General features: G+C 64.6%; 26 protein-coding genes. 19 read left to right on the top strand and 7 right to left on the bottom strand.

Annotated elements, in window-relative coordinates; translation table 11 throughout:
• Nucleotides 1–5: 5 nt before the first annotated feature.
• From fdx to ACNFH5_RS04595, 13 genes are all read left to right on the top strand, one after another.
• On the top strand, nucleotides 6–344 hold the full coding sequence (gene fdx, locus ACNFH5_RS04655) for an ISC system 2Fe-2S type ferredoxin (RefSeq protein WP_017522289.1): 339 nt from the start codon (nucleotides 6–8) through the stop codon (nucleotides 342–344).
• A 14-nt stretch (nucleotides 345–358) separates the two neighbouring features.
• Entirely contained in the window at nucleotides 359–559 is a 201-nt protein-coding gene (gene iscX / locus ACNFH5_RS04650; protein WP_017522288.1) for a Fe-S cluster assembly protein IscX, read from the top strand.
• A 250-nt stretch (nucleotides 560–809) separates the two neighbouring features.
• Nucleotides 810–1,241: a nucleoside-diphosphate kinase gene (gene ndk, locus ACNFH5_RS04645; protein WP_024762960.1), complete on the top strand. Its 432-nt coding sequence runs from the start codon at nucleotides 810–812 to the stop codon at nucleotides 1,239–1,241.
• Between the two features lie 27 nt (nucleotides 1,242–1,268).
• Nucleotides 1,269–2,417: a 23S rRNA (adenine(2503)-C(2))-methyltransferase RlmN gene (gene rlmN, locus ACNFH5_RS04640; protein WP_416744547.1), complete on the top strand. Its 1,149-nt coding sequence runs from the start codon at nucleotides 1,269–1,271 to the stop codon at nucleotides 2,415–2,417.
• Nucleotides 2,418–2,433: 16 nt separating this feature from the next.
• Nucleotides 2,434–3,192, top strand: coding sequence for a type IV pilus biogenesis/stability protein PilW (gene pilW, locus ACNFH5_RS04635; RefSeq protein ID WP_416744546.1), 759 nt, complete (start codon nucleotides 2,434–2,436; stop codon nucleotides 3,190–3,192).
• Entirely contained in the window at nucleotides 3,189–4,226 is a 1,038-nt protein-coding gene (locus ACNFH5_RS04630; protein WP_416744545.1) for a RodZ domain-containing protein, read from the top strand. The genes pilW and ACNFH5_RS04630 overlap by 4 nt, the downstream gene beginning before the upstream one ends.
• Nucleotide 4,227: 1 nt before the next feature.
• A complete protein-coding gene (gene ispG / locus ACNFH5_RS04625; protein WP_138524985.1) occupies nucleotides 4,228–5,340 on the top strand; it encodes a flavodoxin-dependent (E)-4-hydroxy-3-methylbut-2-enyl-diphosphate synthase in 1,113 nt (370 codons plus the stop codon).
• 18 nt (nucleotides 5,341–5,358) lie between these two features.
• Nucleotides 5,359–6,648, top strand: coding sequence for a histidine--tRNA ligase (gene hisS, locus ACNFH5_RS04620; protein ID WP_416744544.1), 1,290 nt, complete (start codon nucleotides 5,359–5,361; stop codon nucleotides 6,646–6,648).
• A gap of 23 nt (nucleotides 6,649–6,671) precedes the next feature.
• On the top strand, nucleotides 6,672–7,316 hold the full coding sequence (locus tag ACNFH5_RS04615; protein ID WP_138215440.1) for a YfgM family protein: 645 nt from the start codon (nucleotides 6,672–6,674) through the stop codon (nucleotides 7,314–7,316).
• A gap of 1 nt (nucleotide 7,317) precedes the next feature.
• Nucleotides 7,318–8,460, top strand: coding sequence for an outer membrane protein assembly factor BamB (gene bamB, locus ACNFH5_RS04610; protein WP_416744543.1), 1,143 nt, complete (start codon nucleotides 7,318–7,320; stop codon nucleotides 8,458–8,460).
• An 82-nt stretch (nucleotides 8,461–8,542) separates the two neighbouring features.
• A complete protein-coding gene (gene der / locus ACNFH5_RS04605) occupies nucleotides 8,543–10,030 on the top strand; it encodes a ribosome biogenesis GTPase Der (protein ID WP_045210518.1) in 1,488 nt (495 codons plus the stop codon).
• Between the two features lie 81 nt (nucleotides 10,031–10,111).
• Nucleotides 10,112–11,260 (top strand): pyridoxal phosphate-dependent aminotransferase, encoded by a 1,149-nt coding sequence (locus ACNFH5_RS04600; protein ID WP_416744542.1) that lies wholly within the window; start codon nucleotides 10,112–10,114, stop codon nucleotides 11,258–11,260.
• Nucleotides 11,248–12,042, top strand: coding sequence for an amidohydrolase (locus ACNFH5_RS04595; protein WP_416744541.1), 795 nt, complete (start codon nucleotides 11,248–11,250; stop codon nucleotides 12,040–12,042). The genes ACNFH5_RS04600 and ACNFH5_RS04595 overlap by 13 nt, the downstream gene beginning before the upstream one ends.
• Before the next feature lie 49 nt (nucleotides 12,043–12,091).
• Here ACNFH5_RS04595 and ACNFH5_RS04590 read toward each other — a convergent pair whose 3' ends face one another.
• Complete coding sequence (locus ACNFH5_RS04590) at nucleotides 12,092–13,045, bottom strand: aldo/keto reductase (RefSeq protein ID WP_416744540.1); 954 nt, start codon at nucleotides 13,043–13,045, stop codon at nucleotides 12,092–12,094.
• Nucleotides 13,046–13,177: 132 nt separating this feature from the next.
• Between ACNFH5_RS04590 and ACNFH5_RS04585 the strand changes: the two genes are divergently transcribed.
• Complete coding sequence (locus ACNFH5_RS04585; RefSeq protein ID WP_416744539.1) at nucleotides 13,178–13,510, top strand: DUF5629 family protein; 333 nt, start codon at nucleotides 13,178–13,180, stop codon at nucleotides 13,508–13,510.
• A gap of 39 nt (nucleotides 13,511–13,549) precedes the next feature.
• Here ACNFH5_RS04585 and ACNFH5_RS04580 read toward each other — a convergent pair whose 3' ends face one another.
• The 4 genes from ACNFH5_RS04580 to leuA form a co-directional block, all read right to left on the bottom strand.
• Entirely contained in the window at nucleotides 13,550–14,788 is a 1,239-nt protein-coding gene (locus ACNFH5_RS04580) for an OprD family porin (RefSeq protein WP_416744538.1), read from the bottom strand.
• Between the two features lie 81 nt (nucleotides 14,789–14,869).
• On the bottom strand, nucleotides 14,870–16,237 hold the full coding sequence (locus ACNFH5_RS04575; protein ID WP_416744537.1) for a spinster family MFS transporter: 1,368 nt from the start codon (nucleotides 16,235–16,237) through the stop codon (nucleotides 14,870–14,872).
• Nucleotides 16,238–16,499: 262 nt separating this feature from the next.
• Nucleotides 16,500–16,976: a hypothetical protein gene (locus ACNFH5_RS04570; RefSeq protein ID WP_416744536.1), complete on the bottom strand. Its 477-nt coding sequence runs from the start codon at nucleotides 16,974–16,976 to the stop codon at nucleotides 16,500–16,502.
• Between the two features lie 81 nt (nucleotides 16,977–17,057).
• Nucleotides 17,058–18,728 carry a 2-isopropylmalate synthase gene (gene leuA / locus ACNFH5_RS04565; RefSeq protein WP_416744535.1) on the bottom strand — a complete coding sequence of 557 codons (1,671 nt, stop codon included), beginning with the start codon at nucleotides 18,726–18,728 and terminating at the stop codon, nucleotides 17,058–17,060.
• A gap of 400 nt (nucleotides 18,729–19,128) precedes the next feature.
• Here leuA and ACNFH5_RS04560 point away from each other — a divergent pair, with 400 nt between their 5' ends.
• The 5 genes from ACNFH5_RS04560 to ACNFH5_RS04540 all read left to right on the top strand — a co-directional run bounded on the left by ACNFH5_RS04560 (nucleotide 19,129) and on the right by ACNFH5_RS04540 (nucleotide 24,393).
• Nucleotides 19,129–19,593, top strand: coding sequence for a DUF2946 domain-containing protein (locus ACNFH5_RS04560; RefSeq protein WP_416744534.1), 465 nt, complete (start codon nucleotides 19,129–19,131; stop codon nucleotides 19,591–19,593).
• 105 nt (nucleotides 19,594–19,698) lie between these two features.
• Nucleotides 19,699–21,810 (top strand): TonB-dependent copper receptor, encoded by a 2,112-nt coding sequence (locus ACNFH5_RS04555; protein WP_416744533.1) that lies wholly within the window; start codon nucleotides 19,699–19,701, stop codon nucleotides 21,808–21,810.
• A gap of 52 nt (nucleotides 21,811–21,862) precedes the next feature.
• The gene (locus ACNFH5_RS04550; protein WP_416744532.1) at nucleotides 21,863–23,233 is read left to right on the top strand and encodes a PepSY-associated TM helix domain-containing protein; all 1,371 of its coding nucleotides are present in this window, start codon (nucleotides 21,863–21,865) and stop codon (nucleotides 23,231–23,233) included.
• Nucleotides 23,234–23,362: 129 nt separating this feature from the next.
• Nucleotides 23,363–23,851 (top strand): copper chaperone PCu(A)C, encoded by a 489-nt coding sequence (locus ACNFH5_RS04545; protein ID WP_416744531.1) that lies wholly within the window; start codon nucleotides 23,363–23,365, stop codon nucleotides 23,849–23,851.
• On the top strand, nucleotides 23,851–24,393 hold the full coding sequence (locus ACNFH5_RS04540; RefSeq protein ID WP_416744530.1) for a GNAT family N-acetyltransferase: 543 nt from the start codon (nucleotides 23,851–23,853) through the stop codon (nucleotides 24,391–24,393). Before ACNFH5_RS04545 ends, ACNFH5_RS04540 begins: the two co-directional genes overlap by 1 nt.
• Here ACNFH5_RS04540 and ACNFH5_RS04535 read toward each other — a convergent pair.
• Both ACNFH5_RS04535 and ACNFH5_RS04530 read right to left on the bottom strand, forming a co-directional pair.
• Complete coding sequence (locus ACNFH5_RS04535) at nucleotides 24,374–24,763, bottom strand: DUF2809 domain-containing protein (RefSeq protein WP_416744529.1); 390 nt, start codon at nucleotides 24,761–24,763, stop codon at nucleotides 24,374–24,376. The two genes, ACNFH5_RS04540 and ACNFH5_RS04535, sit on opposite strands and share 20 nt — an antisense overlap.
• A complete protein-coding gene (locus ACNFH5_RS04530; RefSeq protein WP_416744528.1) occupies nucleotides 24,763–25,599 on the bottom strand; it encodes a peptidoglycan DD-metalloendopeptidase family protein in 837 nt (278 codons plus the stop codon). Before ACNFH5_RS04530 ends, ACNFH5_RS04535 begins: the two co-directional genes overlap by 1 nt.
• Nucleotides 25,600–25,702 lie beyond the last annotated feature (103 nt).

The following is a 25,702-nucleotide window of genomic DNA, read 5'->3' as shown; positions in this document are numbered from 1 at the left end:
CGAAGATGCCGCAGATTGTCTTTCTGCCCCACGCCGAACACTGCCCTGAAGGCGCGGTGATCGAAGCCCAGCCGGGCGAAACCATCATGAAGGCGGCGCTGCGCAACGGCATCGAGATCGAGCACGCCTGCGAGATGTCGTGTGCCTGCACCACCTGCCACGTGATCGTGCGCGAAGGCTTCAACTCGATGGAGGCCTCCGACGAGCTGGAAGACGACATGCTGGACAAGGCCTGGGGCCTGGAGCCGGATTCGCGCCTGTCCTGCCAGGCGGTGGTCGGCGAGACGGACCTGGTAGTGGAAATTCCGAAGTACACCATCAACCAGGTGTCCGAAGGTCACTGAAGCGGAGCGTCCACATGAGTCTGAAATGGGTTGATGTGCTCGAAATCGCCATCCAACTGGCCGAATCCAAGCCGGACGTCGATCCGCGTTACGTGAACTTCGTCGATCTGCACCGCTGGGTGCTGGCATTGCCGGAGTTCAGCGACGATCCTTCCCGCGGCGGGGAAAAGGTCCTGGAGGCCATTCAGGCTGCCTGGATCGAAGAAGCCGACTGAGGGCGCGGCTCACCAGAGCCGCGTACCCATTTGTCATGAACCCGCGTATAATTCGCGGGTTTTATCTTTAGGTGAGCTGTCGAAAATTCCCTCGGGGAGATTTTCCAGCCGCCGGCCCTGTCGCAGTCGGGCCGGCTTCGCGGTCGCCACCCATCGGGCGCGGCGCGCGGCAAACCCTAGAATCGCAGGAGCTCCTGGCCACGCCAGGGGCTTCTTGGCATTACCAACCTTGCTTTTCGGAGTTATTTCCATGGCCCTGCAACGTACCTTCTCCATCATCAAGCCCGACGCTGTTTCCAAGAACGTCATCGGCGAAATCCTGACCCGCTTCGAGAAAGCTGGCCTGCGCGTTGTCGCTTCCAAGATGGTTCAGCTGTCCGAGCGCGAAGCTGGCGGTTTCTACGCCGAGCACAAAGAGCGTCCCTTCTTCAAGGACCTGGTTTCCTTCATGACCTCCGGTCCGGTCGTTGTTCAGGTTCTGGAAGGCGAAGATGCCATCCTGCGCAACCGTGAACTGATGGGCGCTACCGATCCGAAGAAAGCCGACGCCGGCACCATCCGCGCCGACTTCGCCGTTTCCATCGACGAGAACGCCGTACACGGTTCCGACTCGGAAGCTTCGGCTGCCCGCGAAATCGCTTACTTCTTCTCCAGCACCGAGGTGTGCGAGCGCATTCGCTAATCCAGGCGAATGAGCGAGGGTGAATCCATGACTGATACCGCTGTAAAGGCCAACCTGCTGGGCATGACCAAGCCCCAGCTCGAGGAATTCTTCGAGTCCATCGGTGAAAAGCGCTTCCGCGCCGGCCAGGTGATGCAATGGATTCACCACTTTGGCGCTGTCGAATTCAGCGCCATGACGAACGTCGGCAAGGCCTTGCGCGAAAAGCTCGAGGCCGTTGCCGAAATTCGTCCGCCGGAGATCGTCAGCCAGGATATTTCCGCTGACGGTACCCGCAAGTGGGTGGTGCGCGTGGCCTCGGGCAGTTGCGTCGAGACCGTGTACATCCCGCAGGGCGGCCGCGGCACCCTGTGCGTGTCGTCCCAGGCCGGTTGCGCGCTGGACTGCAGTTTCTGCTCCACCGGCAAGCAAGGCTTCAACAGCGACCTGACCTCCGCCGAGATCATCGGCCAGGTGTGGATCGCCAACCAATCGTTCGGGACCATCCCGGGCAAGATCGACCGTGCCATCACCAACGTGGTGATGATGGGCATGGGCGAGCCGCTGCTGAACTTCGACAACGTCGTGACCGCCATGAGCATCATGATGGAAGACCTCGGCTACGGCATTTCCAAGCGCAAGGTGACCCTGTCCACCTCCGGCGTGGTGCCGATGATTGACAAGCTCGCCGAGGTGACCGACGTGTCCCTGGCCCTGTCGTTGCACGCACCCAACGACGAACTGCGCAACAAGCTGGTACCGATCAACAAGAAGTACCCGCTCGAGATGCTGCTCGACTCCTGCTACCGCTACATCACGCGCCTGGGCAAGGAGCGCGTGCTGACGATCGAGTACACCCTGCTGGCCGGCGTCAACGACCAGCCCGAGCATGCTGAGCAATTGATCGCACTGCTCAAGGATTTCCCTTGCAAGATCAACCTGATTCCGTTTAATCCGTTCCCGCATTCCGGCTACGAGCGGCCAAGCAACAATGCCATTCGCCGTTTCCAGGACATGCTGCACAAGAGCGGCTTCAACGTGACCGTTCGTACCACACGCGGCGACGATATCGATGCTGCCTGTGGTCAGCTGGTGGGGCAGGTGATGGACCGCACCCGCCGCAGCGAACGCTATATCGCCGTACGACAGCTGGCCGCGGATGCCGAACAGGCTCCGACCAACGCCAATCGAAACTGAACTAGGGAGGAATCCGATGACCCTGCGCGCCGCGCTGTGCTTACTGTTGGCAACCGTGCTGACGGGTTGCGTGACGACTGGTAAACAGGATCCTCTGAAAACCGAAAAGGGCCGGGATGAGGCACGCGATGCCTTCATCCAGCTCGGTATCGGTTACCTGCAGATGGGCAACACCGAACAGGCCAAGGTGCCGTTGCGCCAGGCCCTGGACATCGATTCCTCCAGTGCCGACGCCCACGCCGCGCTGGCGGTGGTCTATCAGGTGGAAAAGGAGCCCAAGCTCGCCGAGAGCGAGTTCCGCAAGGCGCTGTCTTCGCGCTCCGGTGATGCGCGCATCCTGAACAACTATGCGGGCTTCCTGTTCGAGCAGAAGCGCTACCAGGAAGCCTACGACACCTACATGAAGGCCACCGAAGACGGACTCTATTCCGAGCGCTCGCGCATCTTCGAGAACCTCGGCCTGGTCAGCATGAAGCTGAACAAGCGTGCCGAGGCCAAGGAGTTCTTCGAGAAGGCCATTCGCCTGAATCGCAACTCGACAGGCGCTCTGATCGAATTGGCCGACCTGAACTACCAGGACCGCGAGTATGTACCCGCTCGCGCGTTCTACGAGGAATACCTCAAGCGGGGCCCGCAGACTGCGCGCAGCCTGCTGCTGGGGATTCGACTGGCAAAGATCTACGACGACCGGGATACCGCTGCCAGCTACGGGCTGCAACTCAAGCGCCTGTATCCCGCTTCTCCTGAATACCAGGCATACCAGGCGGATAAATGATGAATACGTCGCAGCCCGATGTCATCGGCACGACCCGCGCCAACCCTGGCGAAACCCTGCGCCAGGCGCGTGAGAACAAGGGCTGGAGCACCGCTCAGGTCGCCGGCCAGCTGAACCTGACCGAGAACGCCCTGCGTTCGCTGGAGCAAGGTTCCTTCGATCAGTTGCCCGGTCATACCTTCGCCCGTGGCTACATCCGCGCCTACGCCAAGCTGCTGGGCATGGACCAGGCCCAGATGGTCACCGCCTTCGACCAGTACACCGGCACCGACGCCACCGGCAGCAACGTCCAGGCGCTCGGCCGCGTGGTCGAGCCCGTTCGCCTGTCGCGCAACCTGCTGCGCCTGTTCAGCCTGGCGCTGCTGGCCGTGCTGATCGGCTTCGGCTACTTCTGGTGGCAGGAGCGCTCCGCGCGCCCGGCCGAGGCCGGCAGCCTGAACATGGAGCACGTCGAGGTCGAGAGCGCCGACGGCACCACCGAGATCCACACCCTCGACGAGCCGGAAGACCAGGCTGTCGCCGAGGATCAGGCCAATACTCCGGCGGTTCCGAACGAACCGGTCGGCGATAACGGCAGCGCCGAGGCACCCGCCGAAGCCGCTCCGTCGACCGCGCCGGCTCCGGCCGCTCCGGGCGTGCCGGCTGCTGCCGAAACCGCTCCGGTTCAGGTTCCGGCGATCCCGGGCCAGCCACCGGCTGCACAGCAGCCCGCCGCTGCGGCCAGCTCGGCCGCTCCGGTTGCCCCGGTGACTCCGACCGAGGTGCCCGCCGCTCCGGTGGTTGCCGCCGCGGGGCAGGGCGTGGTCAAGGTTCAGTTCAGCGCCGATTGCTGGACCCAGGTGACCGATGCCGATGGCAAGGTCGTCCTCGAGGGCCTCAAGCGCAAGGGTGACTCGCTGGAAGTCGCTGCCAAGGCGCCGGTGCAGTTGCGCCTGGGTTACGCCCAGGCCGCCCAGGTCAGCTACAACGGCCAGCCGGTCGAAGTCACGCCGGCGCGCGGTGGCACCGCGCGCCTGAAGTTGGGTGGACAGTAAGATGCATTGCGAGTCTCCGATCAAACGTCGCCTTTCCCGCAAGATCTGGGTAGGTAACGTGCCGGTGGGTGGGGATGCTCCCATCGCCGTGCAGAGCATGACCAACACCGACACCCTGGATGTGGCCGCCACCGTGGCCCAGATCCGTCGTCTGGAAGACGCCGGCGCCGACATCGTCCGCGTCTCCGTGCCGGACATGGACGCCGCCGAGGCGTTCGGCAAGATCAAGCAGCAGGTGAAAGTCCCGCTGGTGGCCGATATCCACTTCGACTACAAGATCGCCCTGCGCGTGGCCGAACTGGGCGTCGACTGCCTGCGTATCAACCCCGGCAACATCGGTCGCGAAGACCGGGTGAAGGCGGTGGTGGACGCGGCGCGTGACAAGAACATCCCGATCCGTATCGGCGTCAATGCCGGTTCCCTGGAGAAGGACCTGCAGAAGAAGTACGGTGAGCCCACCCCCGAGGCCCTGCTGGAATCGGCCATGCGCCACGTCGACCACCTGCAGCGCCTGGACTTCCAGAACTTCAAGGTCAGCGTGAAGGCTTCCGACGTGTTCATGGCCGTCGCCGCCTACCGTCTGCTGGCCAAGGAGATCGAACAACCCCTGCACCTGGGCATCACCGAAGCCGGTGGCCTGCGTTCGGGGACCGTGAAGTCTGCGGTGGGCCTGGGCATGCTGCTCGCCGAAGGCATTGGCGACACCATCCGCATTTCTCTTGCTGCCGATCCGGTGGAAGAGATCAAGGTCGGCTTCGATATCCTCAAGTCGCTGCGCCTGCGCTCCCGTGGCATCAACTTCATCGCCTGCCCGAGCTGTTCGCGGCAGAACTTCGATGTGGTGAAGACCATGAACGAGCTGGAAGGCCGCCTCGAGGACCTGCTGGTGCCGCTGGACGTCGCCGTGATCGGTTGCGTGGTCAACGGTCCGGGCGAGGCCAAGGAAGCTCACATCGGCCTGACCGGCGGTACGCCGAGCAACCTGATCTACATCGACGGCAAACCGGCGCAGAAGCTGCAGAACGATAACCTGGTGGATGAGCTGGAACGGCTGATCCGCGAAAAAGCGGCCGAGAAGGCCGAGGCCGACGCCGCACTGATCGTGCGCGGCTGACCGCAACAAGGATCCTAAGTGAGCAAGTCCCTGCAAGCCATCCGTGGCATGAACGACATCCTGCCGGACCAGACCCCGGCCTGGCGCTACCTGGAGCGCACCTTCGCCGATCTGCTGGACGCCTATGGCTACAGCGAGATCCGCATGCCGATCCTGGAATTCACCGAACTCTTCGCCCGCGGCATCGGTGAAGGCACCGACGTGGTCGACAAGGAGATGTACACCTTCCTCGACCGCAACGGCGAATCCCTGACCATGCGTCCGGAAGGTACTGCCGGTTGCGTGCGCGCCGTGCTCGAACACGGTCTTTCCGGTGGCGGCCAGGTGCAGAAACTCTGGTACACCGGCCCGATGTTCCGCTACGAGAAACCGCAGAAAGGCCGCTATCGCCAGTTTCACCAGATTGGCGTGGAAGTCTTCAACCTGCCAGGCCCGGACATCGACGCCGAGCTGATCATCCTCACCTGGCGCCTGTGGCAGAAGCTGGGCATGGCCGACGCCGTGACCCTGCAACTGAACACCTTGGGTTCCAGCGAAGCGCGCGCGCGTTTCCGCGAGGACCTGGTGGCCTACCTGCAGGAGCGCTTCGATCAGCTAGACGAAGACAGCCAGCGCCGCATGACCACCAACCCGCTGCGCATCCTCGACAGCAAGGTGGAGAGCACCCAGGCCCTGCTGGTCGGTGCGCCGAGCCTGCATGACTACCTGGACGAAGAGTCGATCGCTCACTTCGAGGGTCTGAAGGCTCGCCTGGACGCGGTCGGCCTGCGCTATGAAATCAACCAGAAGCTGGTGCGCGGCCTGGATTACTACTGCCGCACCGCTTTCGAATGGGTCACCGACAAGCTCGGTGCCCAGGGCACCGTCTGCGGCGGGGGCCGCTACGATGGCCTGGTCAGCCAGTTCGGCGGCAAGCCGACTCCTGGCGTGGGTTTCGCCATGGGCGTGGAGCGCCTGGTGCTGCTGCTGGAAACCCTGGGCGTAGTCCCGGCTGAGCTGAGCCGCCCGGCCGACCTCTACGTCTGCGCCTTCGGCGAGCCGGCGGAGCTGGCCGCGCTGACCCTGGCGGAAAAGCTGCGTGAAGCCATTCCGGGTCTGCGCCTGCTGGTCAATGCCGGCGCTGGCAGCTTCAAGAGTCAGTTCAAGAAGGCCGACAAGAGCGGCGCACAGTTCGCAATGATTCTGGGTGACGACGAACTGGCCAACCGCGTGGTAGGTTTCAAGCCCCTGCGTGGCGAGGGCGAACAACAGAATATCGCCTGGGATGCTCTGCCCGAGCACCTGGCTGCCTGCCTCAAGCAGGCCTGAATCGAGCGGATAGGAGTATTGGGGTGAGTAACCGTACCGAAGAAGAACAGATCGCTGACATCAAGGACTGGTGGCAGCGTAACGGCATGCCCCTGCTGACCGGCGCCGCTCTGGCGCTGATCGTGGTGTTCGGCTGGCAGGCCTGGAAGAAGTACCAGAACAACCAGTCCCAGGGCGCCTCCATCATTTACCAGGCCCTGCTGGAAACCGCGCTGAACCCGACCGGCAAGCCTGACACGGCCAAGGTCGCCGAGCTCGCTGGCAAGCTGAATACCGACTTCGCCGGCACTCCGTACGCCCAGTACGGCCGCCTCTTCGTCGCCAAGGTCGCGGTGGACAGCGGCAAGCTGGATGACGCGGTCCTTGAGCTGAAGGCCGTGGTCGACAAGCCGGTTGACGCCACCCTGGGCGAGCTGGCCCGTCAGCGCCTGGCCCGTGTCCTGGCAGCCCAGGGCAAGGCCGAGGACGGCCTGAAGCTGCTCGACGGCAACGTCGACAAAGCCTACGTTGCCACCCGCGAAGAACTGCGCGGCGACCTGCTGCTGCAGCTCAAGCGCAATGACGACGCCCGCGTCGCCTACGAAAAGGCCAAGGCAGCCCTGCCCGAAGACGCCGCTGTCGGCGCCCTGCAGATGAAACTCGACGACCTGGCCAAGGGAGACGCCTGAGATGTTGCGTTGGAAACACGTTGCACTGCTGGCACTGACCCTGATGGCTGTGGGTTGCAGCAGCAATAGCAAGAAAGAACTGCCGCCGGCCGAACTGACCGATTTCAAGGAAGAGGTTCGCCTGGAGAAACAGTGGAGCCGTTCGGTCGGTGATGGCCAGGGCGACCTGTACAACCTGCTCGAACCCGCCGTGGATGGCCAGACCATCTACGCCGCGTCTGCCGAAGGCCGCGTCATGGCCATGCAGCGCGAAACCGGCGAAGTGCTCTGGAAGAAAGACCTCGATCTGCCGATTTCCGGCGCCGTCGGCGTGGGCAACGGCATGGTCCTGCTGGGCACCCTGCGCGGTGACGTGATCGCCCTGGATTCCGGTTCGGGCGAGCAGAAATGGCGCGCCAAGGTCACCAGCGAAGTGCTGGCTGCCCCGGCCACCAACGGTGACGTGGTGGTGGTGCAGACCCAGGACGACAAGCTGATCGGCTTTGACGCCTCCACCGGCAACCAGCGCTGGATCTACGAAGGCACCGTACCGGTGCTGACCCTGCGTGGCACCGGCGCTCCGTTGATCGCCGGCCGCCTGGCCCTGGCGGGTCTGGCCAGCGGCAAGGTCGTCGCCGTGGATGTGGAGCGTGGCCTGCCGGTCTGGGAGCAGCGCGTTGCCGTCCCGCAAGGCCGTTCCGAGCTGGACCGCGTGGTCGATATCGACGGTGGCCTGCTGCTGGTCGACAACGTTCTCTATGTCGCCAGCTACCAGGGCCGTACCGCGGCGCTGGACCTGGGTACCGGCCGCGTACTCTGGCAGCGTGAGGCTTCCAGCTACGTCGGCGTCGCCGAAGGCACTGGCAGCGTGTTCATCAGCCAGGCCAGCGGCACCGTGGAAAGCCTCGACTCCCGTGGTTCGTCCTCGCTGTGGAGCAACGACGCACTGGCTCGCCGCCAGCTGTCCGCTCCCGCCGTGCTGTCGAGCAACGTGGTGGTCGGTGACCTGGAAGGTTATGTGCACCTGCTCAGCCAGGTGGACGGTCGTTTCGTTGGCCGCGAGAAGGTCGACGGTGACGGCGTGCGGGTTCGCCCGCTGGTAGTCGGCAGCTGGATGTACGTGTTCGGCAACAGCGGCAAGCTGGTCGCCTACACGCTCCGCTAAGCTGAGTGTTACTGCCGGCCGCTGCCGTGAAAAACGGCAGCGGCCGTCGTGTTTTCTGAAATTCAAATTCCTGGAGAGCCGCATGGTTCCCGTAATAGCCCTGGTGGGCCGCCCGAACGTCGGCAAGTCCACCCTGTTCAACCGCCTGACCCGCACCCGTGACGCCATCGTCGCCGAGTACGCAGGTCTGACCCGAGACCGCCAGTACGGCGAGGCCAAGTGGCAGGGCAAGAAATTCATCGTCATCGATACCGGTGGTATCTCCGGTGACGAAGAGGGTATCGACGCCAAGATGGCCGAGCAGTCGCTGCAGGCCATCGAAGAGGCCGATGCCGTCCTGTTCATGGTCGATTCCCGCGCCGGCCTCACCGCCGCCGACGAGATGATCGGCGAGCACCTGCGCAAGAAGAACAAGCGCACCTACCTGGTGGCGAACAAGGTCGACACCGTCGATCCGGACATCGCCCGCGCCGAGTTCAGCCCGTTGGCCCTGGGGCATGCGATCCCGATCGCCGCCGCCCATGGCCGTGGCATCACCCAGATGCTCCAGGAAGCCCTGGGCGAGATGTTCGCCCCCGAGCCGGAAGCGCCGGAAGACAACGACCTGCCCAGCGAGCTGGAAGAAGTCGCCGAGGGCGAGGAAGCCAAGCGCATCCCCGGCCCGAGCGAGAAGGATGGCATCAAGATCGCCATCATCGGCCGCCCGAACGTTGGCAAGTCCACCCTGGTCAACCGCATGCTCGGTGAAGAACGGGTGATCGTGTACGACCAGGCGGGCACCACCCGCGACAGTATCTACATCCCCTTCGAGCGCAACGAAGAGAAGTACACCCTGATCGACACCGCCGGCGTGCGCCGCCGCGGCAAGATCTTCGAAGCGGTGGAAAAGTTCTCCGTGGTGAAGACCCTGCAGGCGATCCAGGACGCCAACGTGGTCATCTTCGTCATGGACGCCCGCGAAGGCGTAGTCGAACACGACCTCAACCTGCTTGGCTTCGTGCTGGAGACCGGCCGTGCGCTGGTCATCGCGCTGAACAAGTGGGACGGCATGGAATCGGCCGAGCGCGACTACGTGAAGACCGAGCTCGAGCGCCGGCTGATGTTCGCCGACTTCGCCGACATCCACTTCATCTCCGCGTTGCACGGCACCGGCGTTGGCCACCTGTACAAGTCGGTACAGGATTCCTTCCGTTCCGCCGTGACCCGCTGGCCCACCAGCAAGCTCACCCAGATCCTCGAGGACGCCATCCAGGTCCACCAGCCGCCGATGGTCAACGGCCGCCGCATCAAGCTGCGCTATGCGCACCTGGGCGGTGCCAACCCGCCGCTGATCGTGATCCACGGCAACCAGGTGGACGCGGTGCCCAAGGCCTATACCCGCTACCTGGAGAAGACCTTCCGCCGCGTGCTGAAGCTGGTCGGCACGCCGATCCGCATCGAGTACAAGGGCGGTGACAACCCGTTCGAGGGCAAGAAGACCCAGCTCACCGATCGCCAGGTCAACAAGAAGCGCCGTCTGATGTCGCACCACAAGAAGGCGGAGAAGAAGAAGAAGGACAAACGTAAATAACGTCTGTCAGGCTTTAGACCGCAAGCCGCAGGCGATAGAGTAGGGACTTCCCTCTCATCGCCTGCAGCCTGTAGTCACGCCATGCTTACCAGCAAACTGCCGAATGTCGGCACCACTATCTTCACCCGCATGTCCCAGCTCGCCGCCGAAAGCGGGGCGCTGAATCTCTCCCAGGGCTTCCCGGACTTCCCCGGCCCCGCGCCGCTGCTCGAAGCGGTCGCCCGCCACGTCATGGCCGGGCACAACCAGTACAGCCCGATGACCGGCCTGCCGGCGCTGCGCGAACAGGTAGCGCTAAAGGTCGCCAGCCTGTATGGGCGTAGCGTCAGCGCCGACACCGAGGTAACCATCGTTCCCGGAGCGACGGAAGGGATCTTCTGTGCCGTACAGGCGCTGATCCGCGCCGGCGATGAAGCCATCGTCCTCGACCCCTGCTACGACAGCTACGAGCCTTCGGTGGAACTGGCCGGTGGCCGCTGTGTGCACGTCGCACTGAGCCAGGCGGACTTCCGCATCGACTGGCAACGCCTGGCCGATGCCATCACCCCGCGCACCCGCCTGATCTTCCTCAACAGTCCGCACAACCCCAGCGGCGCACTGATCGACCGTGCCGACCTGGATCGCCTGGCCGAGCTGATCCGCGACCGCGAGATCTACGTGATCAGCGATGAGGTCTACGAGCACCTGATCTATGACGGCGTGCAGCATGCCAGCGTGCTGGCCCATGACGAGCTGTACCCGCGCGCCTTTGTCATCAGTTCCTTCGGCAAGACCTACCACGTCACTGGCTGGAAGACCGGCTACGTGGTGGCACCGCCGGCGCTGTCGGCGGAAATGCGCAAGATCCACCAGTACGTGAACTTCTGCGGCGTGACCCCGCTGCAGTGGGCGCTGGCTGACTTCATGGCCGCGCATCCCGAGCACCTGCGCGAGCTGCCCGGCTTCTACCAGGCCAAACGCGACCTGTTCTGCGACCTGCTGGACGGCTCGCGCTTCACCTTCCAGCGCGCCGCCGGCACCTACTTCCAGGTGGTCGATTACTCGGCGATCCGCGCGGACCTCGATGACGTCGCCATGTCCGAATGGCTGACTCGCGAGCACGGCGTGGCTGCCATTCCGGTCTCGGTGTTCTACCAGCAGGCACCGGCGGACACGCGCCTGGTGCGCTTCTGCTTCGCCAAGAAAGAGGAGACGCTGCGCCAGGCAGCGGAACGACTATGCGCGATCTGAGCCAACTGCCAGACCTCAAGCTTGCTCTTGTGCAGACCACCCTGGTCTGGCACGACGCCAAGGCCAACCGTGAGCGCTTCGACGCGCTGCTGGAAAGCGCCCGTGGCGCAGACGTGGTGATCCTGCCGGAGATGTTCACCACCGGCTTCTCCATGGATTCCGAAGCGCTGGCCGAAGCGGAGGAGGGCGAGACCTACGTCTGGCTGCGCGAACAGGCGGCGAAGCTGGACGCCGTAGTCTGCGGCAGCGTGATCATCCGCGCCGCTGACGGCAGCCATCGCAACCGCCTGCTCTGGGCGCGCCCGGATGGCGAAGTGCAGCACTACGACAAGCGCCATCTGTTCCGCATGGCCGGCGAGCACAAGCACTACACGCCGGGCGAGCAGCAGGTGCTGCTGGATTGGAAGGGCTGGCGGATTCGCCCGCTGGTCTGCTACGACCTGCGCTTCCCGGTGTGGAGCCGAGATACCCAGGACACCGACCTGCTGCTCTACACCGCCAACTGGCCGGCCGCGCGCCGCCAACACTGGAATCGGCTGTTGCCGGCGCGGGCTATCGAAAACCTGTGCTACGTCGCGGCAGTCAACCGGGTCGGTGAAGACGGCAAGGGCCACGCCTATTCCGGCGACAGCCAGGTGCTGGATTTCCAGGGAGACAATCTGCTGGCAGCCGGGAATGCCGATGGCGTTTTCCAGATAGCCTTGAGCGCGGCGGAGCTGGCGGCTTACCGGGAACGCTTCCCGGCGAACCTGGATGCAGATCGGTTCGACATCCAGTTTTAATCGGATGCCAATCGCGGACGGAGTCCGCTCCTACAGGTCGGCCCGTCCTTCAATACGCGCTGGCGGTATTCAACCGCTGGATCGCCTCGTCACTGAGCTTCAGGTCGACCGCCGCGATCAGGTCCGGCAACTGCTCCAGCTTCGATGCGCTGGCTATCGGCGCGGTGACGCTCGGGCGGGCCATCAGCCAGGCGAGTGCGACCTGGGTCGGCGTAGCGTTCAGTTCGCCGGCCACTTCCTCCAGTGCATCGAGGATGGCGAAGCCGCGCTCGTTCATGAAGTTCTTCACCTTGTAGCCGCGCACGCTGCTCTTGCCCAGGTCCGCTTCGCTGCGGTACTTGCCGGTGAGGAAGCCCGCCGCCAGCGAATAGAAGCTGATGACGCCCAGCCCCAGCTGCTGCACCGTGGGCTCAAGGTTGGTTTCGTAGTTGGCGCGGTCATACAGGTTGTAGTTGGGCTGCAGGCTCTGGTAGTTCGGCAGCTTCAGGCGCTCGCACACCTCGCGCGCTTCGCGAAGGCGCTTGGCCTCCAGGTTCGAGGCGCCGATCACCCGCACCTTGCCGATCTCGATCGCTTCGGCGAAGGCGCCCATGGTCTCCTCCATCGAGGTGTGCGGGTCATCGCAATGGGACTGGTAGAGGTCGATGTAGTCGGTCTGCAGGCGCTTGAGCGAACGCCCCAGCGCCTGCTCGATGTACACCGCCGACAGGCCCTTGTGGCCGTTGCCCATGTCCATGCCGACCTTGGTGGCGATCTGCACCTGGTTGCGCTTGCCGGTCTTCTTCAGCCATTTGCCGATCAGGATTTCCGACTCGCCGCCCTCGTGGCCGGGCACCCAGCGCGAATAGACGTCGGCGGTGTCGATGCAGTTGAGCCCGGCGTCCACCAGCGCATCCAGCAGACGGAACGAGGTCGCCTCGTCGGCGGCCCAGCCAAACACGTTGCCGCCAAATACCAGGGCGGGAATCTTCAGGCCCGATTGGCCGAGTTCGCGTGTACGCATCTGTTTTGGCTCCTGTGGCTGCGCGGGAACCCTCAGTGTAGACGCCGCCCATCCCTTCGCCGGGGCGAATGACCGGCAGCCAGAGGCCAGCTGGTCTATCATGGCGGCCAGCCCATTTGCCGAGTGCCGAACATGACCACGACTCCCTACCTGCTGGATCAGCTGGAAACCGCCGACATGCTGTTGATCGACGGTCTGCATGCCTGGCAGTTCGAGCTCAACGAGGCATTGCTGGACCAGGCCGACGCTGCCGCCCATGCGGACAAACCCTTCGCCAGCGAGGATGTGGTGCTGCAGATCGAATCCCTCGACGGCCGCGACCGCCGCGAATGGCGCTTCAGCTACAACCAGGTGATGGAAGCCAGCTACCAGGCCGAAGACGAGACCTGGCTGCTGCAGGCAGCGGACAAGCAACATCGCCTCTGCTGTCTGGGCGCCGTCACCGCCAGTGGCGACGACGAATAAGAACGAAGGCCCCGAGAGGGGCCTTCTTCATTTCCGGGTTCAGAAAGCCAGCGGATAGCTGGTGATGAAGCGCACCTCGTCGTAGTCGCTGGCATAGCTGCTGCGGACCGTGGAAGTGCGCAGGAGGAACGACAGCGTCTTCAGTGGCCCGTTCTGGATGGTGTAGCCCACGTCGGTATCGCGCTCGTACTCATGGCCATCGCTCTTGCCCGGTCGCGAGATATCGGTGCCCTTGGTGTAGCGCGTCATCAGGGTCAGGCCCGGCAGGCCGAGGCTGGCGAAGTCGTAGTCGTAACGCAGCTGGTAGGAGCGCTCCTGCGCCCAGAAGAAGCCGCCGTTGGTGACCCAGTTGACCAGGTAGGGTTGTGGCGTGTTGCCCAGCAGCATGGGGAACATGTCTTCGCCCAACATCCGCTGATAGGTGGCCGAAAGCGTGTGGCTGCCGTGCTTCACACCGAGCCGTGCGCCGTAGGCGCGGTTGTCGATGCGCCCGGACAGCGCCTGCCCGGACTCCTCGTTGTGGAAGTAGCTCAGGGTGCCGAGCAGAGCGGTGTTCTCGCCCAGCGGCTGCTTGAAGTTGGCGCCGACGTAGTGCTGGTCGTAGATATCCTCGAGCTGGGCGAAGTAGTAGCTGGTGGACAAGCCAGGCGTCCACTGCGCATCGACACCGCCCAGGTTCAGCTTGTTGCTGTCCTGGCTGGCGGGACGGGTGGCCAGGTAGAACGCTTCGCGGTCGCTGGAGGCGCGGGTGCTGGTATTCCACAGCTGGGCGGCGGTGAACTTGAAGCGATCCGACTCCTTCGACTCGAGCATCACGCCCTGGAAAGTCTGCGGCAGCACGCGCACGTCATCCTGGAAGATCACCGGCAGGCGTGGCTCCAGCAGGCCGACTTTCAGCGTGGTCTTTGAATAACGCAGCTTGAGCGTGGCGCCGCCACGGCTGAAGTCATCCACCGGCTCGCCGGTCGTGCGGTCATAGGGCAGGTTGCTGTCGTTGCTGGTGCCGGCGCCGCCGTCGAGTTTCAGGGCGTAGAAACCGGTGAAATCCACGCCGACGCCAATGGTGCCTTCGCTGAAGCCGGAGCTGAAGCGCGCCAGCACCGCCTGGGACCAGCTGCCGGCCTGGGATTGCGGGGCGTTGTCCTGGCGGTAGTCGCGCAGCATGTAGAAGTTGCGCAGGGTGGTGTCCAGGCGGCTGTCGTCGATCAGGTCGGCCTGGGCGCAGAGGGGCATCAGCGCGCTGGACAGCAGCGCACCGACAAAGCGAATACGGAACATCGTCATCTCCTGGGGGCCGTTCGCCGGGGTGCGGGTCGCCACGCCGGCGAACAGATGTGCGTCTTGTCGAGGCGGGCGCGGTCAGTTCGCGGTGGCGGCGCTGTCCAGCGGTGCGGCTTCAGGCTGGGCCGTCTGCTCCAGGCCCAGGCTGCGGCGGAAGTGCTTGCGCCCGTTGCCCAGCAACCACAGACAGAGCAGCCCGGCGAGGGTGACGATGATGCCGATGGAGGAGCCGACGGCCTTCGGGTCCTTGAAGTACTGATCGGTGAGCAGCGCCACCAGGGTGGTGCCGACGCCCAGGCCGATCAGGTTGGAGACCAGCAGGAACAGCGCCGACACCTGCGCGCGCAGGCGATTGGGCGTGAGCACCTGCATGGCGGCTGCCGAGGTGGAGATGCAGAAGGCGCAGAAGAACATCGCCGGGCCCATCAACAGCACCGACAACTGCAGGTTGCCGGCGGTGACCGAGCCTATGACGAAGGGAATGGTACAGGCCGCGCCGAGCATGCCGCTGATCATCGCGGCATCGCTGCGCCCGCGCTTCTGCAGCACGTCCACCAGCCAGCCGGCGCAGAACACCCCGGCGGTGTTGAGCACCAGCAGGATGCCGCCGAGGATGTAGCCGACCTCCAGTGGCGTCAGGCCGTACTGGCGGATATACATGGCCGGCGCCCAGCCCATCAGCGCGTACTGGCACATGGCGAAGAAGGAGAAGCCCAGATAGTGACAGGTGAAGGTCTTGCGGTGGCGGCGCAGGAAGCGCAGGCCGTCGCCGATGGTCGCCTTGTGCTGCGGGTTCGCCTCCTTGCGCGCCGGGTCGCGGATGGTCAGTGCGATCAGCAGCGCTACCAGCACGCCGGGCAGGCCGACGATGAAGAACGCGATCTGCCAGGAGCGCACCTGGCCCAGCCAGCCCATGTCGATGGCCGGCACGTCGCGCAGCGCCTCGATCACGTAGCCGCCAACGAGGAAGGCCAGGCCGCCGCCGAGAAACGCGCCCATGGAGTACAGCCCCAGCGCGCGGCCGAGTTTTTCCTTGGGGAACAGATCGGCGAGCATCGAGTAGGTCGCCGGCGTCAGCGCTGCCTCGCCGACGCCCACGCTCATGCGTGCCAGGAACATCTGCAGGAAGTTCTTCGACAGCCCGCACGCGGCGGTGGCGATGCTCCAGAACGCTACGCCGATGGCGATGATCTTCACCCGCGAGGAGCGGTCGGCGAGATACGCGATGGGCAGACCCATGAAAGCGTAGAACAGCGAGAAGGCCAGCCCGCTGAGCAGGCTGAACTGGGTATCGGTGATCTGCAGGTCGGCCTTGATCGGCTCGATCATCAGCGAAAGGATCTGCCGGTCAACGAAGGAAAAGATGTACGCCACCATGCACAGCACGACGACATACCAGGAATAACGCGGAGTGAAGACGGATTTCGAGTGGGATTGCGGGTTCACGGTTACTGGCTCCTGAAGCGGGTGAAGGCAGATGGCCAAGCACGTCGAGCTCGTTGTTGTTGTAGGTAACCGGGCGCCTCTGTACGCAAGGCAGGGGCGGCCGTAGGTGTCTGATTGCGTGACACGGTTTTTTGATTGCCTGCCGCTTTACGGCAGTGCACGCAAGACTAGGGAAGGGGGCAGGCGGGGGTAATCGGGGCGAGTACCAGCATTGCGGAGACTGCCCCCTAGGGAACTAGGGGGAATCTTTAGGCGGGACTGGTCAGATGAGGCCGAGCAGGGTGAGCACGAAGGCGCCGCCGAAGATTACGGCCATGACGGCGGCGAGGATCAGCAGACTGACGCCGAAGGCACGCCAGTTGGAGGCGAATTGGCCGCCCTGAGCCGCATGTTGCTCGACGGCGGCACCGAACTGCTGCTTGGCGTAGTGATACATGCCCAGGACTGCGGCAATGTTGATCGGCGTGGCAGGGACGTTTTCTGGCAGGAGCAGGCCTAACAGGAAGATGGCGATCAGGGCGCCGACACCGGCAATCCAGGTATTACGTACCTGGGGGTGGCGTCCCAGTCGTTTGAGGTTCTGCGCCATGACCCAGGCGCCGGCGACCGGCGTGCCGAAGAAGGTGGCGATGCCGACGGCGGCGAGACGGTAGAGCGGCTCGCCGGTGGCAACGGCGGGGCCATCCTGGAGGACTGCAGTCGGCGTCTGGAAGGGATTTTCCTGCGGCGTGATCGTCATTTTTCACTCCATTGAAAAAGCCCCGGACGCACGAAGCGTCCGGGGCAAAGGGACTTCCTTTTTGACCAGCGTAGACCAGGCTTACGCGGCTTTCGCGTGGCCCAGCGTCACCGCACGGTTCAGCGCACTGAACAGCGCACGGAAGCTCGCGGTGGTGATGTTTTCATCGATGCCGATACCGTGCAGCGAACGACCACCCTCGACACGCAGCTCGATGTAGGCGGCCGCGCGGGCGTTGGTGCCGGCGCCGATGGCGTGCTCGTTGTAGTCCATGATCTCGACGTCCACCGGCAGCGAAGCGACCAGGGCTTCCAGGGTGCCCTTGCCCTTGCCGTGCCAGCGGTGCTGCTCGCCCTTGTGGGTCACGTCGATGTCGATGGCGCAGACGCCGTTTTCTTCCTGCAGGCGGTAGTTCTTCAGGCCGAACGGGGAAACGGCCTGCAGGTACTCGGTCTGCAGCAGGGTGTAGATCTGCTCGGCGGTCATTTCCAGGCCAAGACGGTCGGTCTCGTTCTGTACCACCTGGCTGAATTCGATCTGCATGCGGCGCGGCAGGCTGATGCCGTATTCCTGTTCGAGCAGGAAGGTGATGCCGCCCTTGCCGGACTGGCTGTTCACACGGATCACCGCCTCGTAGCTGCGGCCGATGTCCGCCGGGTCGATCGGCAGGTACGGGACTTCCCACACGGCGTCTTCCTTCTGCTGGGCGAAGCCCTTGCGGATGGCGTCCTGGTGGGAACCGGAGAACGCGGTGTGGACCAGGTCGCCGACGTACGGGTGACGCGGGTGCACCGGAATCTGGTTGCACTCTTCCACCACCTTGCGCACGGCGTCGATGTCGGAGAAGTCCAGCTCAGGGTCGATGCCCTGGGTGTACATGTTCAGCGCCATGGTCACCAGGCACAGGTTGCCGGTGCGCTCGCCATTGCCGAACAGGCAGCCTTCGACGCGGTCGGCGCCGGCCATCAGGGCCAGTTCCGAAGCGGCCACGCCGGTGCCACGGTCGTTGTGGGTGTGCAGACTGAGCAGCACACTGTCGCGCTTGTTGATCTGGCGGCCGAACCACTCGATCTGGTCGGCATAGTTGTTCGGGGTGGCGCACTCGACAGTGGCGGGCAGGTTGAGGATCAGGCGGTTGGCCGGGGTCGGCTGGAACACGTCGATCACCGCATTGCACACCTCGACGGCGAAATCGGTCTCGGTGGAGCTGAACACTTCCGGCGAGTACTCGAAGCCCCACTGGGTTTCCGGCGCGGCTTCAGCCAGGCGCTTGATGGTCTGGCCAGCGGCCACGGCGATGGCCTTCACGCCAGCCTTGTCCTGGTTGAAGACAATCTTGCGGAAGCTCGGCGCGCAGGCGTTGTAGTAGTGGACGATGGCCTTCTTCGCGCCCTTGAGGGACTCGAAGGTGCGCTCGATGAGGTCGTCGCGGGCCTGGGTCAGCACCTGGATGGTGACGTCATCGGGAATGTGGCCGCCCTCGATCAGCTCGCGAACGAAGTCGAAGTCAGTCTGCGAGGCGGACGGGAAGCCCACTTCGATTTCCTTCAGGCCGACCTGAACCAGGCACTTGAAGAAGCGCATCTTCTTCTCCGCGTCCATCGGCTCGATCAGGGACTGGTTACCGTCGCGCAGGTCGGTGGACAGCCAGATCGGTGCCTTGTCGATGATCTTGTCCGGCCAGGTGCGGTCGGGCAGGGTGATCTGGGTGAAGGCGCGGTATTTCTTCGACGGGTCTTTCAACATGCTCATGAGCGGAATCCTTGTTCTCTGCGGCCTGCGGGCCTGCGCAAATAAAACGAAATGAGGCGAAACCGGGGGAGGGGGGGCTCAGCTACGCAGTCGCGGGCTGACCAGACGCAGGCAGGCGTGTTGGCGAAGCAGGATGAGGGTGTGTGCGGTTTTCATGAGTGCCAAGCTAATGGCCTGAGAGAGCTATGGCAAGCATTTGGGGAAATTTGGTAGAAAAAGTCTCTGCTGGGTATTTCATGATGATTAATTGTTGTGATGAGTGGTTTTTAGCAATTTTTCCTAGTGCTTAACGCTGTGCTTAACTGATTCTGCGTCTACTTGCCGCAGCGGAGCTTTGTAACTCCATGCGATCATTGCGCACCCGTCTGAGGCGGGTACCTTCCATCCGCAAGGACATTTCGTGATCCGTCGTACTCGACAAGGCGTAGGCACCTGGCTGGCGTTGTTCGCCATGCTGATGATCTATGTCGGCCCGCTGGTTTCCCAGTCGATGCCGATGGATCACGCCATGCCCATGGATCACGTCATGCCGATGGAGCATGGCAAGGCGCCGGCCCATGAAATGTCCCACGACATGGCCGGCATGGACGACATGGCCTGCTCCGACGGCCAACGCGCCGCGGGCCATCACGCCGCACCGGATTCCCATGGCGAGCAGCCGCTCACCGCCGACGCCTTCATGGAGAAGTGCGGCTACTGCAGCCTGCTGATCCACAGCCCGCCGTTGACGCCGCCGCCGGTAGTGCTCGACCACGGTGTCCCCGCCGTCGGCGCACCGGTTGCACTGTTCACTGCCTCCCGCATTCCCGCTTCGCCGGTCTTCCCCGGCGCCCGCTCCCGCGCTCCTCCGTTCCTGATCGGCTGACCCGCAATCCCGACTCCCCGACCCCGGCGCGGATGCCTGCATTCGCTTGCGCGCCGTGCGAGTACGCGTGGAGCGGGCGTCATCACCGATCATGGAATTCATGGAATGACCCGCATGCCCCTGCGCCGTCGGCACACTGCCGTCGGCCTGCGCGCCCTGTGCGCGCTGACCGCCCTTGGCGGTTTCACTGCCGTCCCTGTGCTGGCCGAGGAAGAAGATCACTCGGCGCACGCCACCAATGCGTCGGTTACCGAACTGTCGCCCAGCGTCATCACCGCCGTGGCGCAGAGTTCGCCGCTGACCATCGTCACCGACCCCAAGCAGCCGCGCCAGCCGATCCCCGCCAGCGATGGTGCTGACTACCTAAAGACCATTCCCGGTTTCTCCGCCATCCGCAACGGCGGCACCAATGGCGATCCCGTACTGCGCGGCATGTTCGGCTCGCGCCTGAACATCCTCACCAACGGCACTACCATGCTCGGCGCCTGCCCGGCGCGGATGGACGCGCCCACCTCTTATATATCGCCGGAAACCTTCGACAAGCTCACTGTGGTCAAGGGCCCGGAGACCGTGATCTGGGGCCCCGGTGCATCGGCCGGGACCATCCGCTTCGACCGTGAACCCGAGCGCTTCGGCGAGCTGGGAACCCGCGTCAATGGCAGCATCGTCGCCGGCTCCAACGGCCGCTTCGACCGCGTGCTGGATGCCGCTGCTGGCGGGCCGCTGGGGTATGTGCGGGTCACCGGCAATAAGTCGCAGTCCGATGACTACGAAGACGGCAGCGGCAATACCGTGCCCTCGCGCTGGAACAAGTGGAACGGCGACGTGGCCGTGGGCTGGACGCCGGACGCCGACACCCTCGTCGAACTCACCGCCGGCAAGGGGGACGGCGAAGCGCGTTATGCCGGGCGCGGCATGGACGGCTCGCAGTTCAAGCGCGAAAGCCTCGGCCTGCGCTTCGAGAAGTCCAACATCGGCGAGGTGCTCGACAAGCTGGAGGCGCAGGTCTACTACAACTACGCCGACCACGTGATGGACAACTACAGCCTGCGCACGCCCTCGGGTACCGGCATGATGGCCGGCCCCATGGCCTCCAACGTTGATCGACGCACCCTCGGCGGACGCCTGGCCGCCACCTGGCGCTGGGACGACTTCAAGCTCATCACCGGGGTCGATGCGCAGACCAACGAACACCGCGAACGCTCCGGCATGGGGATCAATACCTATGACGAGCAGCCGTGGGACAAGGACGCCGTGTTCCACAACTACGGCGCCTTCGGCGAGCTGACCTGGTACGCCGCCGAGCGTGATCGGGTGATCACCGGCGCGCGCCTGGACCGCGCTTCGGTCAAGGATCACCGGCAAAGCACCGGCTCGGGCATGATGGCGATGCCCAACCCCACCGCCGATGACACCCGCGCCGACACGCTGCCCAGTGGCTTTGCGCGCTACGAGCACGACCTGGCCGACACACCGACCACCCTCTACGTCGGCCTCGGACACGTGCAGCGCTTCCCCGACTACTGGGAGCTGTTCTCCCCGGACAAGGGCCCGAGCGGCTCGGTCAACGCCTTCGACAGCATCAAGCCGGAGAAGACCACCCAGTTGGACTTCGGTGCGCAGTACGAGGACGAGAAGCTCAAGGCCTGGGCGTCGGGCTACGTCGGCGTGATCCGCGACTACATCCTGTTCGATTACATGCCCGGCGGCATGATGGGCCGTACCTCCCAGGCTCGGAACGTCGATGCCCGCATCATGGGCGGTGAGCTGGGCGCGGCCTACGCACTGACCGGCAACTGGACCGCCGACGGCACCCTGGCCTACGCCTGGGGCAAGAACACCACCGACGACACCGCGCTGCCGCAGATGCCGCCGCTGGAGGCGCGTTTCGGCCTGAGCTACGAGGACGGTGACTGGAGCGCCGGCGGACTCTGGCGCGTGGTTGCGCACCAGGGCCGGATCGCTGAGAACCAGGGCAACGTGGTCGGTTACGACTTCGACGAAAGCCCTGGCTTCGCCGTGTTCTCGCTCAACGGCGCGTACAAGCTGAGCAAGAACCTCAAGGTCAGCACCGGCGTCGACAACCTGTTCGACAAGGACTACGCCGAGCATCTGAACCTGGCGGGCAACGCCGGCTTCGGCTACCCGGCCAACGACCCCGAATCGATCCATGAGCCGGGACGTACGTTCTGGACCAAAGTGGACTTCAGCTTTTAAGCCCGACCGGCCCCCGCCGGTTGGGGGCCTCCTTGCGTGAGGAGACCAACGAATGCAGCACAAGACATTCGATTTCTACAACCTGGCCTGGCGCTGGCACTTCTATGCCGGGCTGTTCGTCGCGCCGTTCATGATCCTGCTGTCGCTCACCGGGATCATCTACCTGTTCAAACCTCAGCTCGACCCGCTGATGTACAGCGACCTGCTGACGGTGAAGCCAGGCGAGGTACGGCTGTCCGCCGATGAGCAACTGATGCACCTGCATCACCAGAACCCGCAGTTGCAGGTCAGCCAGTACCTGCCGGCGCCGGCTGCCGACCGCAGCGCGCAGTTCGTTGCCCGGCTCGACGGGCGCGAGGTGAACGCCTTCATCGATCCGTACAGCGGCAAGCTGCTGGGTGTGCAGGACGCCAAGTCCAACCTGCAGGCCGTGGCCCGTGCGCTGCACGGCGAGCTGATGATCGGCACCATCGGCGACCGGCTGATCGAGCTGGCTGCGGGCTGGGGCATCGTGCTCGTCGTCTCCGGCCTGTACCTGTGGTGGCCGCGCAAGCGCTCGCTGCGGGTGCTGCTGTGGCCGGACCTGTCGCGCCGCGGCCGTGCGCTTTGGCGTGAGGTGCACATGGTGGTCGGCTTCTGGGGCTCGCTGCTGATGCTTTTCATGCTGCTCACCGGCATGACCTGGACCGGCTTCTGGGGAAAGTCCTTCGCCGACGTGTGGAACCGCTTCCCGGCTGCCATGTGGAATGAGGTGCCCAAGTCGGACCTGGAGGCGCGCACGCTCAACGAGGCGCACCGCCAGACCATTCCCTGGGCGATGGAAAACACCCCGATGCCGATGTCCGGCGGCGCCCATGCCGAGCACATGGCCCATGGTTCCGGCGGCATGGCGATGCCGCAGATCAGCCTGCAGCAGGTGGTCGACACCGCCGACCAGGCTGGTGTGACGCCGGGCTACGCCATCGCGCTGCCCAAGGGCGAGCAAGGCGTGTTCACCGTCTCGGTGTTTGCTGACGACTCGCGCAACGACGCCACCCTGCACATCGACCAGTACACCGGCAAAGTGCTCGCCGACGTGCGCTGGAAGGACTACGGCCTGGTGGCCAAGGGCGTTGAATCCGGGGTGATGCTGCACGAAGGCAAGATGTTCGGCCTGTTCAACCAGCTGCTCATGCTGGGCGTCTGCCTGATGATCCTGCTCAGCGCCGTCAGCGGCCTGTGGATCTGGTGGAAACGCCGCCCGCAGGGCCGCCTCGGTGTACCGCCGATGCCTCACGCGCTGCCGGTGTGGAAGGGCGGCGTGGTGATCATGATCATCCTTGGCGTTGCCTTCCCGCTGGTGGGCGCGTCGCTGCTGCTGGTGTGGGCGCTGGACTGGGCCGTACTGTCGCGCATCAAACCGCGCAGTCCGGCGCTGGGCTGATGCCGGCGCTGTTCCAACCTGACGCCTGCCGTGAGGCAGGCTATGCTGCGGCGCGATCGTTGCGCCCGCGGCGCCAAGCTCTTCCGCCGCTCCGGCGGACTCGATCACAAGCCAACTGGAGTCTCGAACATGCGTAAAACCCTGCTCGCTTTCGCTGTCCTGCTGGGCTTCTCCGGCGGCGCCATGGCCCACGAATACGAGGCCGGCAACCTGCATATCGACCACCCGTGGTCGCTGCTGCTGCCGGCCAACTCGGTGAACGGCGCCGCCTACTTCATCGTGCAGAACCATGGCCAGTCGGCAGACCGCCTGCTCGGCGCCGACACCGACCGCGCCGCCAGCGCCGAGGTTCACCAGCACGTGGAGAAGGACGGCATGATGAAAATGCAGAAGGTCGAAGGCGTGGACATCCCCGCCGGCGGCAAGATTGTCTTCGCGCCTGGCCAGTATCACCTGATGCTGTTCGGCCTGAAGAAGCCGCTCACCGATGGCGAGCGCTTCCCGCTGACCCTGCACTTCCAGAAGGCCGGCGACGTGAAGGTGGAGGTCGCGGTGCAGAAGGACGCACCGAAGGGCACTGACATGGGCCACGACATGCACGGCATGAAGATGAACTGATGAGCGACCGGCTCCTGCGCCCGCTGGTGTGGGCGCAAGACGGCGAGTGGCTGCTGGGTTTCGACGGCAGCTACTCGAGTGACTCGATCCTGCGCATCGAGAGCGCCGCCGATGGTTTCATCCTGCGCGAGGAACGACTGGCCGAGACGCAGACCAAGCGCTACCCCTTCGCCGACCTGAAGGACGACGTCACGGCGGCCGACTGGACTGCCGTGGTTGTCGACGAGGAAGGCGAACGCCTGGGCTTCGCCATCGCCCGCTACGAAATCTGGAATCGCCGCGCGGTGCTGGACGACCTGTTCGTCCTCGCCAGCGTGCGCGGCCAGGGTGTCGGCCGGCAACTGCTGGAAGGCTGCCTGGAATGGGCGCGCGGCACCGAGGCGCGCCATCTGTGGCTGGAAACCCAGAACCTCAATCTGCCGGCGGTGGGCTTCTATCGCTCCCGTGGCTTCGCCCTCAGCGGGTTGTCCACCGACCTCTACGACCCGGCACAGGTGCTGCCCGGCGAAATGGCGCTGTTCTTCAGCTACCCGCTGGCCTGAGCGCTACGCGCGCTTGCCGCGCGGCGAGGATCAGCACGCAGCCGATGCAGTAGGCCAGCACATCCAGCCAGTCCGGCGTGGCGCCCAACACGATGCGCAGTGCGCGGTTGCCGATCTGCCAGTGGAGGGTCGCGGCGAGGTACTGGCCGAACTCGATCAGCAGCCCGCAGCCCAGCGCCGCAGCGGCCAGCCAATGCGCTGGTGCATCCAGCACGGCGCGCAGCAGGCAATACAGCCAGATGACCGCCAGCACGTCGCCGCCGAAGCCGCGCAGCCAGCCGAGATTCGCCCCGGCCGTGGCCAGCCAGACGAGCACGGCGAACCAGAGCAGCGCGAAGATTGCACTGCGCCCCTCGAAACGAAGGCGCATCAGGGTTTGAAGGCGCCGATGAAGATCGCCGGATCGACGCGGGCATCGTTCAGGCTGACGTTCCAGTGCATGTGCGGCCCGGTGGCGCGGCCGGTAGCGCCAACGCGGCCGACCACCCCGCCACGCGCGACCTGGTCACCGAGCTTCACGTCGATCTTCGACATGTGACAGAACATGCTGATGAAGCCCTGGCCGTGGTCGACGAACACGGTGTTGCCGTTGAAGAAGTAGTTGCCGATCAGGATCACCTTGCCGGCGGCCGGGGATTTGATCGGCGTGCCGGCGGGCACGGCGAAGTCCAGCCCGGAGTGCGGGTTGCGCTCCTCGCCGTTGAAGAAGCGGCGCAGGCCGAAGGGGCTGGAGAGCGGGCCGCTGACCGGTTTGTCCAACACCAGGTTGCTCGGCGTGCCGGGGCTGAAGCTGCGGTAGGCGGCGGTCTGCTCGGCCAGTTCGCGGTTGATGCGCTTGAGGTCTTCGGGCAGCGGGTTCACCTGGCGGGTGTTCTTCAGGGTGATGCGCTGCTCTTTATAGTGCTTGCTGCCCACGCTGAAACCGAGGTTGCGGCTGGCGCCGGCCTGCTTCACGACGATCTGCTGACTGCCGGTCCTGGCGGTCAGCGGGATACCGACGATGGCGATCCAGTCGCGGCCTTCCTCGCGCACCACCAGCACCGGTTTGCCCTGGTAGGTAGCGGTGGGCACGGCGGCATCCTGGCCCAGTTGCACCACGGCGACGCCGCCGGGAACCGGCTTGTTCAGGGTGCGGCTGATGAAGCCTTCAGCGTGGGCGGACAGGGTGACGAGGGAGGCGATGAGCAGGCAGGAGAGTCGGAACATGGCGCAATCCGTGGACGTTTCGGCGGATGAAGCGGGCAGTCTACACGGGGCTATTCGGCGAGCGGGGCGATTTCGTCGAAAGCGGAACGTTGTGGCACGGCGC

This window comes from Pseudomonas sp. NY15435 (genome assembly GCF_048068295.1).
Lineage (GTDB): Bacteria > Pseudomonadota > Gammaproteobacteria > Pseudomonadales > Pseudomonadaceae > Pseudomonas.
This window is presented reverse-complemented; position numbering and strand designations above follow the sequence as displayed.

Coding starts and splice junctions, on each gene's coding strand:
- fdx (WP_017522289.1), top strand. CDS start 6: ATGCCGCAGATTGTCTTTCTGCCCCACGCCGAACACTGCCCTGAAGGC.
- iscX (WP_017522288.1), top strand. CDS start 359: ATGAGTCTGAAATGGGTTGATGTGCTCGAAATCGCCATCCAACTGGCC.
- ndk (WP_024762960.1), top strand. CDS start 810: ATGGCCCTGCAACGTACCTTCTCCATCATCAAGCCCGACGCTGTTTCC.
- rlmN (WP_416744547.1), top strand. CDS start 1,269: ATGACTGATACCGCTGTAAAGGCCAACCTGCTGGGCATGACCAAGCCC.
- pilW (WP_416744546.1), top strand. CDS start 2,434: ATGACCCTGCGCGCCGCGCTGTGCTTACTGTTGGCAACCGTGCTGACG.
- ACNFH5_RS04630 (WP_416744545.1), top strand. CDS start 3,189: ATGATGAATACGTCGCAGCCCGATGTCATCGGCACGACCCGCGCCAAC.
- ispG (WP_138524985.1), top strand. CDS start 4,228: ATGCATTGCGAGTCTCCGATCAAACGTCGCCTTTCCCGCAAGATCTGG.
- bamB (WP_416744543.1), top strand. CDS start 7,318: ATGTTGCGTTGGAAACACGTTGCACTGCTGGCACTGACCCTGATGGCT.
- der (WP_045210518.1), top strand. CDS start 8,543: ATGGTTCCCGTAATAGCCCTGGTGGGCCGCCCGAACGTCGGCAAGTCC.
- ACNFH5_RS04600 (WP_416744542.1), top strand. CDS start 10,112: ATGCTTACCAGCAAACTGCCGAATGTCGGCACCACTATCTTCACCCGC.
- ACNFH5_RS04595 (WP_416744541.1), top strand. CDS start 11,248: ATGCGCGATCTGAGCCAACTGCCAGACCTCAAGCTTGCTCTTGTGCAG.
- ACNFH5_RS04590 (WP_416744540.1), bottom strand. CDS start 13,045: ATGCGTACACGCGAACTCGGCCAATCGGGCCTGAAGATTCCCGCCCTG.
- ACNFH5_RS04585 (WP_416744539.1), top strand. CDS start 13,178: ATGACCACGACTCCCTACCTGCTGGATCAGCTGGAAACCGCCGACATG.
- ACNFH5_RS04580 (WP_416744538.1), bottom strand. CDS start 14,788: ATGTTCCGTATTCGCTTTGTCGGTGCGCTGCTGTCCAGCGCGCTGATG.
- ACNFH5_RS04570 (WP_416744536.1), bottom strand. CDS start 16,976: ATGACGATCACGCCGCAGGAAAATCCCTTCCAGACGCCGACTGCAGTC.
- leuA (WP_416744535.1), bottom strand. CDS start 18,728: ATGAGCATGTTGAAAGACCCGTCGAAGAAATACCGCGCCTTCACCCAG.
- ACNFH5_RS04555 (WP_416744533.1), top strand. CDS start 19,699: ATGACCCGCATGCCCCTGCGCCGTCGGCACACTGCCGTCGGCCTGCGC.
- ACNFH5_RS04550 (WP_416744532.1), top strand. CDS start 21,863: ATGCAGCACAAGACATTCGATTTCTACAACCTGGCCTGGCGCTGGCAC.
- ACNFH5_RS04545 (WP_416744531.1), top strand. CDS start 23,363: ATGCGTAAAACCCTGCTCGCTTTCGCTGTCCTGCTGGGCTTCTCCGGC.
- ACNFH5_RS04540 (WP_416744530.1), top strand. CDS start 23,851: ATGAGCGACCGGCTCCTGCGCCCGCTGGTGTGGGCGCAAGACGGCGAG.
- ACNFH5_RS04535 (WP_416744529.1), bottom strand. CDS start 24,763: ATGCGCCTTCGTTTCGAGGGGCGCAGTGCAATCTTCGCGCTGCTCTGG.
- ACNFH5_RS04530 (WP_416744528.1), bottom strand. CDS start 25,599: ATGTTCCGACTCTCCTGCCTGCTCATCGCCTCCCTCGTCACCCTGTCC.